We start from the raw sequence: 13,904 nt of genomic DNA on the forward strand, positions 1-13,904 counted from the left end.
AACCTGTTGGCATCCCGGCGTTTAGAACGCATGGGGGCTTCATGACATTACCGCAGTTTCTGTCCGTCGCTGTGCTGGTGGGCATGATGGCGATGTTTCTATGGGGCAGGTTCCGGTACGATGTCGTCGCGGTGATGGCGCTGCTCGCAGCGGTCGTCGCGGGCATCGTCAAGCCTGCCGATGCCTTTCGCGGCTTTTCGGACGATATCGTCATCATCGTCGGATCCGCGTTGGTGCTGTCGGGCGCGGTTCAGCGATCGGGCGCGATCGAGGGGCTGATGCGCCGGCTGCAAAAGCATGTGACGACCGTGCGCTCGCAATTGCTGCTGCTTGCCGCGAGCGTCGGCCTGGGATCGGCGCTGGTCAAGAATATCGGCGCGCTGGCGATGATGATGCCCGCCGCGTTCCAGATGGCGAAGAAGTCGGACACCTCGCCATCCGCCTTTCTGATGCCGATGGCATTCGCCTCGCTGCTCGGCGGGCTGATCACGCTGATCGGCACCTCGCCCAACATCATCGTCAGCCGCGTACGCGAGGAAATGACGGGGCAGCCCTTCCACATGTTCGACTATGCACCGGTCGGACTCGGCCTCACCGTCGTCGGGCTGATCTTCCTGCGCTTCGGATACCGGCTGCTTCCGCTCGACCGGCGCGCGGCGCCGACGATGGGCGAAGCGCTCGACATCCACGACTATGCGACCGAGGCGAAGATCGTCGAACAGTCGGCGGCGGTGGGCGAGCGGGTGGAGGACTTCATCGCCCGGCACGAGCAGGAAGTGACGATCTCCATGTTCCTGCGCGACGGCATTCGCGCGACCCCGGCGCCAGGCACCGTGCTGCGCGAGGGCGACATCCTGATCCTGGGCGGTGCACCCGACAGCCTCGAACGCGCGATCGCACGCGACAAGCTCGATTTCGTCGGCACCAGCGAAGCGCCGGAGAGCGAAGAAGGTGAGGAGATCGGCGTGATCGAGGCGGTGGTCTCGGCCGGATCGCCGCTGGTGGGCGGAACGGCGGGGTCGCTGATGTTGCGCCAGCGCTTCGGCATCAACCTGATCGCGGTGTCGCGACAGGGCGAACGGATCGTTCGGCGCATGCCCAACGTGGTCTTCCGCGCAGGCGACGTGATCGTGTTGCAAGGGCCGCTGGGCGGTCTGCCGCAGACGCTGAACGAGCTGGGTGCGCTGCCGCTGGCCGAGCGCGAACTGCGGCTGGGCAGCGTGCGCAAGGGCTTGTTGCCGATCGCGATCCTGGCCGTCGCGATGGCGGCGACGGCGACGGGTGTGGTGCCGGTGACGATCGCCTTCTTCGCCGCCGCCGCCGCGGTGGTGATCACCGGCGCGCTACCGGTGCGCGACGCCTATGAGCATGTCGAATGGCCGATCCTGATCATGCTGGGCGCATTGATCCCGGTCAGCGACACGCTGCGCGCCACGGGCGTGACGGAGATCATCGGCAACTGGCTGTCGCTGACCGCGGCGTCGCTCCCGCCATGGGGCGCGGTGGCGCTGATCATGGCGGCGGCGATGGCAGTGACGCCGTTCCTGAACAACGCGGCGACGGTGCTGGTGATGGCGCCGATCGCCGCGACGTTCGCGGGCGATCTGGGCCTGAGGCCTGAGGCGTTCCTGATGGCGACGGCGGTGGGGGCAGGGTGCGATTTCCTGACCCCGATCGGGCACCAGTGCAACACGCTGGTAATGGGTCCGGGCGGCTACAGGTTCAGCGACTATGCCCGGCTGGGCGCGCCGCTGTCGCTGCTGGTGCTGGTGGTGGGAACGCCGTTGATCCTGTGGGTGTGGCCGGTTGCGTGAGGCGCGGGCGCTACCTAGGTTGAGCACGGTTATCACCACAGGAGTATTCGATGCGAACCGCTGAAGCCGTTGCCGGAATGTTGTGCCCCGTATGCAAGGTGGGCTTGCATATGAGCGATCGGCAGGGGATCGAGATCGACTACTGCCCGCAATGCCGGGGCATCTGGCTCGACCGCGGCGAGCTCGACAAGATCATCGAGCGCAGCGGCGTTGCCGAGACCCCCGCAACTCCGGCCGCGCCGCAGGCACCGCAAGCTCCGCCGCCCCCTCCGCAGGGCAGCCCCTGGCAGCAGCAGGGCGGCTATCCGCCGCAACAGGGCTATGGCCATCAGGGCTACGGACATGGCTATGACCCGCGCTACAAGCACAAGCGCCGGAAAAGCTTCCTCGAAGAACTGTTCGACTGAGGTTCGAACCCTCCCCGGTCACCGGGGAGGGTTTTTTCGATCAGGCCAGCGCGCCGACCATCGCCTTCACTTCCATGAACTCGGCAAGGCCGAACTTGCCGTGCTCGCGGCCATTGCCCGATTGCTTGTAGCCGCCAAAGGGCAGGCTGGGGTCAGGCTGGCCGCCATTGATATAGACCATGCCGGCGCGCAGGCGGGGCGCCACGCGCTTCACTTCCTCGGGGCTGCCGAACAGCACCGCTGACAGGCCGTAATCGGTGTCGTTGGCGATGCGGACGGCCTCTTCCTCGTCCCGATAGGGGATGATGGTGATCACCGGACCGAAGATCTCCTCGCGCGCGATCGTCATGTCGTTGCGCACGCCCGAGAACAGGGTCGGCTTCACGAAATAGCCGGTCTCGATGCCGTCGGGCCGGCCGGGGCCGCCGGTCTCCAGCTTGGCGCCTTCCTCCATGCCCTTGCGGATCAGGCCCTGAATCTTTTCCCACTGCGCCTTGTTGACCACGGGGCCGATATGGCGGCCCTCCTGAGCGGGGTCGCCGGTCTCGACCGCCTTCATCAACCCGCTCGCGATCTGCGCGGCTTCGGCCGCCTGGCTTTCGTGGACGAGCATGCGCGCAGGGGCGATGCAGCTTTGGCCCGAATTCATGACGACGCTGAACAGGCCGACCTGGACTGCCCTGGACAGGTCCGCACCGGGAAGGATGACGTTGGGCGACTTGCCGCCCAGCTCCTGGTGCACGCGCTTGACGGTCTCGGCGGCGTTCTTCGCGACCTGGATGCCCGCCCGGGTCGATCCGGTGAAGCTCACCATGTCGACATCCCTGTGGCGGCTGAGCGCCGTGCCGACGATCGGGCCGTCGCCCTGGACGAGGTTGAACACGCCCGCGGGAACGCCGGCCTTGTCCATGATCTCGGCGAAGATCGCGGCGCTGCCCGGTGCTTCCTCGCTGGGTTTCAGTACCATCGTGTTGCCGGCTGCGAGCGCGGGGGCGACCTTGGCGACGATCTGGTTGAGCGGCCAGTTCCACGGGGTGATCAGCGCGACCACGCCGATCGGCTCGTGCACGACGAGGCTCTGGCCGATCTGCTCGGAGAATTCGAAGGCCTTGAGCGCGTTGATCGTCGACATCAGATGGCCGATGCCGCTGCCGACCTGCGCGGTCTTCGCGAGGCTGATCGGGGCGCCCATTTCGGCAGCGATCGCGTCGGCAAGGTCGCCTGCACGGTTCTTGTACTCGGCAAGGATCGCTTCGAGCAGTGCGATGCGCTCATCGACGCTGGTGCGCGAGAAGCTGTCGAACGCTGCCTTGGCCGCAGCGACCGCCTTGTCGGCATCGGCTTCCGAGCCGAGCGTGATTTCGGTCACCGGCGCCTCGGTCGCGGGATTGATCACGTCGTGGCGAGTGCCGCCCTCGCTTTCGACCCATTCGCCACCAATATAGTGCTTCAAATAGCTCCGCATCCTGGCCTCCGGTTTTCAAGCATCGGGTATGGTGGCTTAGATGGCCATGCGGGGCACCGGTTGCAACCTGAAACTGGAGATGAGTGCATGGCGCGTGTTGCGGTGATCGAGAAGACCGGCGGACCCGAGGTGATCCTGTGGACGACGCGTGATCTGCCGCCGCCCGGGCCGGGTGAAGTGCGGGTGCGCCAGACTGCGGTGGGATTGAATTTCATCGACACCTATCACCGCTCGGGCCTCTACCCCGTACCGCTGCCGAGCGGGCTTGGCGGCGAGGCGGCCGGAGTGGTCGAGGCGGTGGGCGCCGGCGTCGCGTCGCTCGTTCCGGGCGATCGCGTCGCGACCTATGGTCCGGGTCTCGGCGCCTATGCCAGCGAACGCAACGTGCCCGCCGACATCCTCTCGAAACTGCCCGATGCGATCTCGGACGAGGTCGCCGCGGCGGTGATGCTTAAGGGCTGCACGGCCGAGTATCTGGTCGAGCGTGCCGCACGGGTACAGCCGGGAATGACGGTGCTGGTCCACGCCGCGGCGGGGGGCACCGGGCAGCTGCTGGTGCAGTGGATCAAGCATCTCGGCGCAACGGTGATCGGCACCGCCGGATCGCCCGAGAAGGCGGCGCGGGCACGAGCGCTCGGCGCGGATCATGTCATCGAGTACAAGCGCGAGGATATCGCCGAGCGGGTGCGCGAGATCACCGGTGGCGCAGGCGTGCCGGTCGTGCTCGACGGCGTCGGCGGATCGACCTGGGAGGCGTCGCTCAAGTCCGCCGCGCGCCGCGGGCTCATCGTCAGCTTCGGCAATGCGGGCGGCCCGGTCGAAGGCGTCAATCTAGGCACGCTGAGCCGCCACGGGTCGCTCTTCGTCACCCGCCCGACGCTGTACGACTATTATGCGAGCCCCGAGGAGCGCGCCGCGGGTGTGGCACGGGTCTTCGAGCTGGTGGCGAGCGGCGTTCTGAGCGTCGAGATCGGCCAGCGGTTCGCGCTGGAGGACGCCGCCGCGGCCCATCGCGCCATCGAGGCGGGCGAAACGATGGGTGCGACGCTGCTGATCCCTTAGCGCTTTTCCTTGCTCAGCCGCGTCATGAACACCGCGTTGCGCAGCGCCTGGAGCGGGATCGAGGTCAGATCGACCCACTCGCCTTCGGCATGGGCGCCGCCGCCCGCGACGCCGAGGCCGGCGAGCGTATCCACATCGGCCGCAACGAAGGCGCTGTCGGCGGCGCCGCGCTTGGCCGGGTCCATCTCGGTCATCTCGGGAAGCTTCATGTCGCGGTTGACCGCGTTGAGCTTGACGAGGAGCGCACGGTTGCCCGCGGTCGGCGCCATCGGCGGATAGGATTCTTCGAATTCGATCTTCGCGCTGGTGCCGGGCAGGCTCTTTGCGACGATCGCCTGCATCGCGGCGCGGGTCTTCGCCTCCTGCTCGGGCGTGAGGGCGCGCAGATCGCCGCGCGCGACGGCCTGCTCCGCGACGATGTTGGTCTTGCCGCTCGCGCTGACCTGATAGTTGTTCGGCGCCAGCGTCGCAGGGGTGCCTGCCGCCATCGTGCCGATGTTGAAGGTCAGATTCTGCTCGGGCAGCGTACGGCGGAACTCGTCGAGGATGCGCACCAGCTCATAGGCCGCGCCATAGCCGAGCGCGGCGCCGAACACCCCGCTGCTGTGCCCGGTCTTGCCGCTCGTGGTGAGCGTCCAGCTCGCCGAGCTGCGCCGGGCGATCGTGCCCTTGTCGCCGCTCTCGTCGCGCGCCAGATTCTCGTATTCCAGCGCGACATCGGCCCATTTTCCTGCGGCGATCAGGTCGCGACGCGCGATCTCCAGCGGCTTGCCGGTACGCTCTTCGTCGCCGGTTAGCACGATCTTGATATCCGCGCCCTTGAGCGTGCCCGCCGCCCGCATCGCGCGCAGCGCCGCGACGATCACGACGATCCCGCCTTTGTCGTCGCCGATGCCGGGGCCCGAAGCACGGTCGCCGTTGCGGACGAATTTCTGGAAGGGCGATTCGGGCTCGAACACCGTGTCGAGATGCCCGATCAGCAACAGCCGCTTCCCCTTGCCGTTGCCGGTATGCGTCGCGATCAGATGCCCGGCGCGGCCGGTCTCCTTCATGTCGATCCACTCGACCTTGAAGCCGAGCGGCTCAAGCTCGGTACGGACCATCTGCCCGACCTTGGTCACCCCGTCGATGTTGAGCGAGCCGGAGTTCTGGTTGACCAGTGTCTCCAGCAGCGCGACGTGGCGTTCGGTCTCCGCCTTGACGGTGGCCGCCATCTTCTGCTCGGCGTCGCTCTGCGCGGCCGCAGGCAGGGCGAGGATCAGGGCGAACGGGGCCAGTACAGCCAGGGTCGGGGTGCGATACATGCCGCACGTTAAAGCGGCTGGCCGCGCGCGCCGCAACCCTCAGCCCGGAGTCACCATGAAGATCTCGCCGTCGAGATCGACGATGAAGAGGTTGCCCGCGGCATCCTCACCGAAGGAGGCGAGTTGATTGATGGTTCCGGCATCGGGCGCGAGGTCGAGGTTCCGGCGCTCGTAGCTGCTCGACGCGAGCGTGCTGCCCGCGACGAGCGAGGCATAGGGGACGCTCCAGATGTTGCCGCTGATGAAATCGCCGAAGATGTAGGATCCGGTGAGCGAGGCCACGGGCCCGCGATAGACATAGCCGCCGATCACCGATCGCCCCTGACGCGGTCCGGTGCCGTGGCTGTACTCGGTGGCGGGCGGGGTGAGGCCGGCGGGCGCAGTTCCGCTGAACGGCTGGGTACCCTCGAGGAAACGCCAGCCGAAATTGAGGCCGGGCTGGTTGGGCCGGACGATGTCGATCTCTTCGCGCGCGCCTTGACCGACATCGCCGATGATCAGGCGGCCATCGGGCGCGAAGGACGCGCGGAACGGATTGCGCAGGCCGATCGCGAAGACATACCGATCACCACCGCCCGCGAGATAGGGATTGCCGGGCGCAGGCATCCAGGGACAGACCGCGGCACAGGCGTAAGGATCGGGATTCTGGGCGATGCGCAGGATCTTGCCCAACTGAACATTGGTGTTCTGGGCATTGTTGTTCGGGTCGCCCGATCCGCCGCCGTCGCCCACGCCGACGTACAGGAGGTTGTCAGGGCCGAAGCCGATCCAGCCGCCGTTGTGATTGTTGAAATCCGCGTGGGGAATGTACAGCACGATCTCAAAGGGAACGCCGCCGCCGATCAAAGGGCGGTCAAGAATATAGTGCCGAACCTGCACCGACCCGTCCGTTCCGGTAGCAACGGCGAACACGTCGAGCGGGTTCGTGGACCATCGATTGACGGTCAGGCCAAGCAACCCGCGCTCGCCGCTGGTCGAGAGGTTCTCCGCGGTGCGAATCAGCGTCTTGGCCCCCGTCGCAGGATCGAGCCGCCAGATACCGCCGCCCTTCTCGACCACATAGACGCGCGTATCGCCCGGGATGGCCGCGACATAGAGCGGCTGGTTGAACCCGGTGCCGACGCGGCGCACCTCGATCCCTTCGCGGCTGTTGGTGACGGTCACGGACACATCCTGCGTCGCCGAGAGGCTCCCGTCGCTGACGCGCAGCTGGACCTGGTAGACATTGTCGCCGTCCGCATCGGCGGGAAGGTCGAAATTGGGTGCGGGCGCGAAGGCGAGGGCGCCGGCAGGCGTGATCGTGAAACGGGTCGCATCGGCACCGCCCGCAATCGAGAAGGTGAGCGGGTTGCCGTCGGGATCGCTCGCGGCCGCGGCGAGCACAGCGGTGGCATTTTCCACCACCGATGCGGTCGCGGCCGAAGTGAAGGCCGGTGCGCGGTTGGCCGGGGTCGGCGTGGGGCTGGGCGTTGGCGTGCCACCACCACTGCATGCGGCAAGCGTGGTCGCGCCGAGGACTGACAACAAGACCGACCGGCGCATGATTTCCTCCCGTTACAGCAAAGTCGAAACGCGCGAGCGCAACTTTGTTCCTTTGGTCTATGGGGAGACGGGCGCTCGCGCTATCTCTTTGTAAGGGGACATGGATGCTCAGTCTGTTTCGTGCGCGACTGCCGATCGACCGGGATGAATATGACTGGCTGCTCGCGGTGTTCGCGTGGCTGATCCAGACCGTCGATCGCGACAGGGCCTATCGCGAGGCGCGCACGATCCTCCCGACGGATGAGTTTTTTCCCCCGAGCCGCCTCGAGGGCCATGACCGAGCCGTCGAACTGTTCGATCAGGTGCGAGGCCATGCCGGGATGGCGGGCTGGGCGTGCGAACTGGTTGCGGGCGCGGCGGAGCGGGAAACGCGGATCGCCCCCGGCCATGCCTTGAAGCACGATTACAGCCCGCCCGGCGGTACGTTCGGCCATGACGGAAACGGCGTGGTGATTACCTACAATCCTTCCGCGCTGGCGCGGCCGGCGGATCTGGTCGCGACCTTCGCGCACGAGCTGTCGCACTATCTGATCCATGCCGATGGCAGCATGCCGCCGGGCGGCGCGGACCTGGAAGAGCATGCGACCGACGTCGCCGCGGTGTTCCTCGGCTTCGGTATCTTCGTTGCGAATGGCGCCAAGACCTTTGCGCAGTTCCAGAACGAAGCCGAGTCCGGCTGGGAGATGCGCCGCCAGGGCTATCTGAGCGAGGAGGCGCTGACCGCTGCACTCGCGATTTTCGTACGGATGGCGGGTGAGAATGCCGATGCGGCTGAGCGCGAGCTCAAGGACTATCTGCGCGGCGTGTTTCGCGGCACCCTCAAGGTGCTCGACCGCGAATATCCCGATCTGCTCGCGACGCTGGAAACCGCGGACCTCAGCGGCTGGCGATGACCGCGCGGCCGGGCGGGCCGCGCGGTCATCGCGTCAGTCGAGCTTGAGCGCGGCCTTGATGTCGGCCCAGGCGGCGAACTTGAAGTTCTGCGCCTTGGGCGGGTTGTAGCCGTCCTGTGCGATGAACAGGCCGCCCGGATAGTCCGGGCCGAAATCGCCGGTGATCAGTTCGATCCCGTCGGTCTCCTCGGTGGAGCCGAATTTGCCGGGCGTGAGGCGGAAGCGGCCGACGAATGCTTCGTCCGACAGTCGGTAGACCGCATAGGCGTGGTCGCCCTGGCTGGAGACCAGCAGATAGCCGCCATTGCCCTCGCCCTCGGTGGCGATGGCGACGCCCTCGACGTCCGCGATGAGCTTCTCGGTGTCCGCAGCGGCGATGTTGGTCCCTGCGACCGGACCGTCGGCGCGCGCGTCGAAGCGCCACACGCCGGCATCCTCCTCGCCGACATAGAGGCGGTGGGTACGCTCATCGGCGACGCAGCCTTCGGACTGGGTGGCAAGCTTCATCGTGCGAAGCAGCTTGCCCGTGGGCGCGGGGCCCGTCAGGTCCAGCTCGACCTGGCGGATCGTGCCGTCCTTGATGACGTTGAAGGCGTGGAGCCTGCCGCCGGTACGGTAGAGGCAGACGCCATAGGCCTCGCCCGCGCCGACCGGCACGGTGCCGAGCGGGATCAGCTTCGCGGTCGCGGTGTCGAGCCGGAACAGCGCGAGCTTCGCGTTGCGCGGATCGTTGCGGTCGCTCGCCGCGACGATCACGCCCGCTTCGCCCATATCCTTCAGATCGACATTGTTGACCCGGCCGGCGTCGATGAAGAAGCGGTCCTTGCCGGTCAGGTCATAGACGTGCAGCCCGGCCTTCTTGTCGGTGCCGACGATCAGGCTGGCGGCGGGATTGGCCGGGTTGCGCCAGATTGCGGGATCGTCCGCGGCATCGGCATTGGCGGTGCCTACCGCCTCGGTCTCGCCGCGTGCCTGGACGCTGGCCGCCGGGGTGGTGGGGACGATCGGAACCTCGCTCTTGGTCGAGGCGCAGCCTGCCGCCGCGAACGGCAGCAGGCTGAGGGTGAGGGCGCGCTTCATCATCAGAAAGCGAAACGTGCCATGAACTGAAACACGGGACCAGCGGTCTCGCGCTCGATCTCATACTCCTCCCAGTCGCCCAGTGCGGCGTCGCGCCGTTTCTGGCCACCGATCGTGGCGAACTTGTTGAACAGCTCCTGCTTGGCGCCATTCAGCAGGTTCGAGCCGACCGCGCGGATCGTGAAGCTCTTTCCGAAACGCTTCTCGACGAAGATCTCGAGATCCGCGCCATAGGTGGTGCGGACCTCTTCACCGACCATGCGCCCGAACGCCGAACCCTGTTTGCGATAGGTCGCCCCGAATGCCGCGGCGAAGGTCGGCACGTTCTGGATGACGCCGAAATTGTAGACATAGTTGGACTGGTCGTTGAAGCGGCGCTCGCCGAACCGGTCGGTGATCTCGCTCTCAAGCCACGACATGTTGCCGAATACGCCCGTGTCGGGAAGGCCGAGGAAGCCGAGGCTGGTCGAGAGGTCGAACTCCACCCCGTAGACGCGGCCATCGCCGGCATTGCGCGGCTGCAGCTCGAAGATGGTGCTGTTGCCGGTGCCGCTCAGTGCGCGGACCGTCTCGATCTCCACCAGATCCTTGACGTCACGGTAGAAGAAGTTGACGCCGATCACGCCGGTGCGGCCAATGCGGTGTTCATAGCCGATATCGGCGCCCCACGCGCTTTCGGGCCGCAGGAACGGGTTGCCGATCAAGGGGTTGTCGCCGAGATTGTCGACATTGCCCGGCGTGATGTAGTCGAAGCGCGGACGGCGGACGGTGCGTGCGCCCGAAATGGCGATTCGGCCGCTATTGCCCACCTTGATCTTCGCCGAGGCGCTGGGCAGCAGATGGCTGTAGTCACCGCTAATCGGCGCTGCGGCGGTGGTCAGGTCGTCGACGCGGGTGCTGGTGTTCTCCCAGCGGAGGCCGACTTCCCATTTCACCGGGCCGGTATCGCCTTCGACCAGCGCGAACAGATCCTTGCGCTCTTCCTTGACCTTGCTGTCGACCGACGGCGCGAAGTTGATGAACGCGGTGGCGTTCTGGTCGGGGCTCGACTGGAACTGGTTGTAGCCGGTGTGGAACGCGGCGGTGAGGTTGAAGCGCTGGCGCGCCGCATCCTCGATGTCCGCGTCGCGGACCTTGTTCTGGTAGAAGCCGCCGAAGACGAGGTCGATGCCGTTGCCGAGCGGCGCCTTGTGCTCGACCCCGGCCGAGAATTCGCGGTCGAGGATATGCGTGTCGAAGCGATCGCCGGTGAAGCGCGGCACGGCGCGGTCGAAGTCGATCTCGTTCTCGGTTTCCCACTGCTCGTCGTTCATCTTGGCGAAGCCGACCTTGAGCTTGGTCTCACCGGCTGACCATTCCTGAGTGATCTTGGCGCCGATCGAGTAGTTGTACTGATCGATGTTGTTGATGTTCGAATTGTCGGTGAGCAGGTTGCCGCCGCTCCCGTTGCGAAGCGAGCCGCGGGAGCCGGTCGCGGTATTGTACTCGAACGAACGCTCGGTCTCGATGCGATCCGTGCGGACATAGAAGCCGCTCAGCTCGATATCGGTGGTCTCGCCGTCGATATTGTAGCTGGTGTTGAAGGCATAGTCGGTGCCGTCGCGGATGTCCGACTGATCCTCACGGTTGAGCAAGGCGCCGCCGGGCGATGCGAAGCGCGTGCTGAACTTCTTCTTGGGGTTGTAGCGGCCCTGGACATTGGCGCCGAGGAGCAGGCGGCCGGGACCGGCCTGGGTTCCGAACACCGCGCCGAAGCTCGGCTTGACCTCGCCATCGTCGAAGAACAGCGCGCCGCCGCGGATATAGCCGCCGTCGAGCTGATAGCCGTCGCGCAGGACGATGTTGAGCGTGCCCGCGACCGCGTCGCCGGTGCGGCGGGCAGAGGAGGAACGGACGATCTCGACCTGCTTGATCAGTTCGGCCGGGATCCGGTCGAGGAAGAAGCTGCGGTCGGCATTGGTGCCGGGCACCTTTTCGCCGTTGATCAGAATCTGGGTATAGCCGGGGTCGAGGCCGCGCAGGCGCGCACCGTCGCTCTCGATCACGTCCGACAGGAAGGTGACGCTGGGCACGCGCTTGAGCGCGTCGCCGGCGGTCAGCGGCTCGAAGCGCTGGAAGAATTCCTGATCATAGACCAGCTCGGGCTCGGCGCCCTCGGTGCGGTTGCGATAGGCGATGCTGCCGTTGACCACGACGTCCGCGGCGCGTTCGATCTCGCCTCCGGTCTGCGCTTCGGCATCCGCCGCGTCGGCCTGGGCGGCGGCGGGCGCGGCGAGGCCAAGCGCGATCACGGGCAGGCTGGCCCCCGCAAGGGCGGCGACGATCGATTTGCAGTTCATGAGGTCCCCCGATTGAGTCGAAGGGGCGCCTAGGCGGGGCGCATGTCACTCCGGTGCTAAATCGATGTCGGATCGGTTGCGTTACGATGACGTTTGTATGACGTTGCTATTGGGCCACGTCAGGGCGACGCCCACCGCGAGCAGGGCTATGACGCACGCAGCAGCGGAAGCGCCCGTAACGCCGCCCGCCTCGATCGCCTTGCCCCCGCCGAGGCTACCGATCGCGATGCCGATATTCGCGGCCGAGATGTTGAGCGATCCGGCAAAGCCCGGCGCTTCCGGCGCGGCATCCATCACCCGGACTTGGCAAAAGACGAACCCCGCGGCATGCGCCGCACCCCAGATCACGATCACCACGCCGGCGACGGACGGGCCGGTGCCGAGCGTGAGCGCCGCCATCGCCGTGAGCAGCGCCGAGATGGCGGTGCCGGCGAGCGCGCGCGACGCCAGCTTCCCCGCCAGCCAGTTTCCGCCAAGGCCCGCAGCGCCAAAGGCGAGAAGCGCGAGCGTGACGTCATCGCCGACAAACCCGGCATGGCGGAGCAGGAGCCCGGCATAGCTGAAACCAGTGAACATCGCCGCAAACGCCAGGGTCGAGAGGAGCAGGTGGCGGCGCAGCGTGGGACGCGCCAACAGACGCCAGGGCGCGCTGGTACGATCGGGTTTCGCGTCGAAGCTTCCCGCCAAGCAAGCGATGATGCCCGCCAGCGCGAGCGCGCCGATCGCCGCCACCGGCAGCCGCCAGCCGAACTGGCCGGCCATGAAGCTGCCCGCCGGCGGTGAGAGCGTGCCGCCGAGTGTCACGCCGACATAGAGAAGCGCGATCCCCCGCCCGTTGCCCCCGCCGCCGCCGAGTTGAACTCCGGCCCGGCTCATGAACAGAGGGAGCGCCGCGCCCTGCAACACTCGCAGCAGCAGCATGAGCGGGAAATCAGGCACAACGAGCAGCAACAGGTTCGCGGCGAAGGGCAGCAGGGCGCCGGCGAGCACGAACGTCGCCGGCAGCCGTGTCGCCGCCGCGACGAGCGGCGGTCCGAGCAGCGCTGAGGAAAGCGCGAATACCGTGATCAGCGATCCCGCCTGCGCGGGCGAGAGCCGGAGATCGGCGATGATTGGCGGAATCAGGCCGATGACGACAAATTCCGCCGCCACCATCACGGCCGCGCCGAAGACGAGCGGCGCGGCCGCGGCGAGCCTCACGCGTTGGCGCCGCTGTCGACCAGAAGCGCGGTGCCCGTCACCGATCGCGCTTCGGGGGAGGCGAGATAGGCGACCGCCGAGGCGATGTCGTCGGCGCTGCCGAACCGGCCGAGCGCGGTGCGGGCGATCTGGTCCGCGGCGTGCGGACCGTCGGCGGGGTTCATGTCGGTGTCGGTCGATCCGGGATGGACGGTGTTGACGGTAATGCCGCGCGGCGCGAGATCGCGGGCAAGCGCCTGATGCAGCATCGTGACCGCTGCCTTGCTCGTGGAATAGACCGAGAAGCCCGGCGTGGGGGCGACCAGCGCGACGTTGCTGCCGATCGCGACGATGCGGCCGCCTTCGCCCATATGCGGGAGCACCGCGCGCACTGCGACGAACGGCGCGCGCAGATTGACCGCCATCGTCGCGTCGAAATCCTCCAGGCTGAGGTCGTCCGCCGGCGCGGCGAGGAAGATGCCGGCATTGTTGACCAGGATATCGATCCCGCCCAGCGCCGCCGCTGCTTGGTCGACGGCGGCCTCGACCGCCGCGGCGTCGCGATTGTCGGCGGTGATCGCCAGCGCCCTGCGGCCGAGCGCCTCGATCTCGGCGGCCACACCGGCAGCAGCGCCGGCCGAGGACGCGTAGGTGATGGCGACATCCGCGCCCTCCCGAGCCAGCCGCCGCGCGATCGCCGCACCGATTCCGCGGCTGCCGCCGGTAACCAAGGCTCGCTTCCCGTCCAGTCGCATTGCAATCTCCATTTCTGTAGTGATCGATACAAATATGGGCCAGCTTGCCCGCGCGTCAACCGCT

The 13,904-nt window shown here is 67.0% G+C and carries 11 protein-coding genes; 4 read left to right on the plus strand and 7 right to left on the minus strand.

All coding sequences use genetic code 11. The features are described 5' to 3' along the window. Nucleotides 1-41 precede the first annotated feature (41 nt). Both BDW16_RS16660 and BDW16_RS16665 read left to right on the plus strand, forming a co-directional pair. Nucleotides 42-1,814: an SLC13 family permease gene (locus BDW16_RS16660; RefSeq protein WP_066576845.1), complete on the plus strand. Its 1,773-nt coding sequence runs from the start codon at nt 42-44 to the stop codon at nt 1,812-1,814. 50 nt (nt 1,815-1,864) lie between these two features. Beyond that, on the plus strand, nt 1,865-2,221 hold the full coding sequence (locus BDW16_RS16665) for a TFIIB-type zinc ribbon-containing protein (RefSeq protein ID WP_075152722.1): 357 nt from the start codon (nt 1,865-1,867) through the stop codon (nt 2,219-2,221). A 40-nt stretch (nt 2,222-2,261) separates the two neighbouring features. On the opposite strand, the gene BDW16_RS16670 is transcribed toward BDW16_RS16665, so the two are convergent. Further along, a complete protein-coding gene (locus tag BDW16_RS16670) occupies nt 2,262-3,686 on the minus strand; it encodes an aldehyde dehydrogenase family protein (protein WP_066576839.1) in 1,425 nt (474 codons plus the stop codon). An 87-nt stretch (nt 3,687-3,773) separates the two neighbouring features. Between BDW16_RS16670 and BDW16_RS16675 the strand changes: the two genes are divergently transcribed. Beyond that, on the plus strand, nt 3,774-4,748 hold the full coding sequence (locus BDW16_RS16675; protein ID WP_066576837.1) for a quinone oxidoreductase family protein: 975 nt from the start codon (nt 3,774-3,776) through the stop codon (nt 4,746-4,748). Here the strand turns inward: BDW16_RS16675 and BDW16_RS16680 are convergent. Next, on the minus strand, nt 4,745-6,052 hold the full coding sequence (locus tag BDW16_RS16680) for a M20/M25/M40 family metallo-hydrolase (protein ID WP_066576833.1): 1,308 nt from the start codon (nt 6,050-6,052) through the stop codon (nt 4,745-4,747). The genes BDW16_RS16675 and BDW16_RS16680 overlap by 4 nt on opposite strands. Nucleotides 6,053-6,091: 39 nt before the next feature. Further along, complete coding sequence (locus BDW16_RS16685) at nt 6,092-7,594, minus strand: PQQ-dependent sugar dehydrogenase (protein ID WP_066576831.1); 1,503 nt, start codon at nt 7,592-7,594, stop codon at nt 6,092-6,094. A gap of 104 nt (nt 7,595-7,698) precedes the next feature. Between BDW16_RS16685 and BDW16_RS16690 the strand changes: the two genes are divergently transcribed. Continuing rightward, nucleotides 7,699-8,487, plus strand: coding sequence for a hypothetical protein (locus tag BDW16_RS16690; protein ID WP_066576830.1), 789 nt, complete (start codon nt 7,699-7,701; stop codon nt 8,485-8,487). A 33-nt stretch (nt 8,488-8,520) separates the two neighbouring features. On the opposite strand, the gene BDW16_RS16695 is transcribed toward BDW16_RS16690, so the two are convergent. From BDW16_RS16695 to BDW16_RS16710, 4 genes are all read right to left on the minus strand, one after another. Continuing rightward, nucleotides 8,521-9,567, minus strand: coding sequence for a phytase (locus tag BDW16_RS16695; RefSeq protein WP_066577021.1), 1,047 nt, complete (start codon nt 9,565-9,567; stop codon nt 8,521-8,523). 2 nt (nt 9,568-9,569) lie between these two features. Beyond that, a complete protein-coding gene (locus BDW16_RS16700) occupies nt 9,570-11,906 on the minus strand; it encodes a TonB-dependent receptor plug domain-containing protein (RefSeq protein ID WP_083954252.1) in 2,337 nt (778 codons plus the stop codon). 81 nt (nt 11,907-11,987) lie between these two features. Continuing rightward, nucleotides 11,988-13,106, minus strand: coding sequence for an MFS transporter (locus BDW16_RS16705; protein WP_066576829.1), 1,119 nt, complete (start codon nt 13,104-13,106; stop codon nt 11,988-11,990). Beyond that, nucleotides 13,103-13,840, minus strand: a complete 738-nt coding sequence (locus BDW16_RS16710; RefSeq protein ID WP_066577018.1) for an SDR family NAD(P)-dependent oxidoreductase — start codon at nt 13,838-13,840, stop codon at nt 13,103-13,105. The genes BDW16_RS16705 and BDW16_RS16710 overlap by 4 nt, the downstream gene beginning before the upstream one ends. Nucleotides 13,841-13,904: the final 64 nt, after the last annotated feature.

The organism is Sphingomonas koreensis (assembly GCF_002797435.1).
Classification (GTDB): Bacteria; Pseudomonadota; Alphaproteobacteria; order Sphingomonadales; family Sphingomonadaceae; genus Sphingomonas; species Sphingomonas koreensis.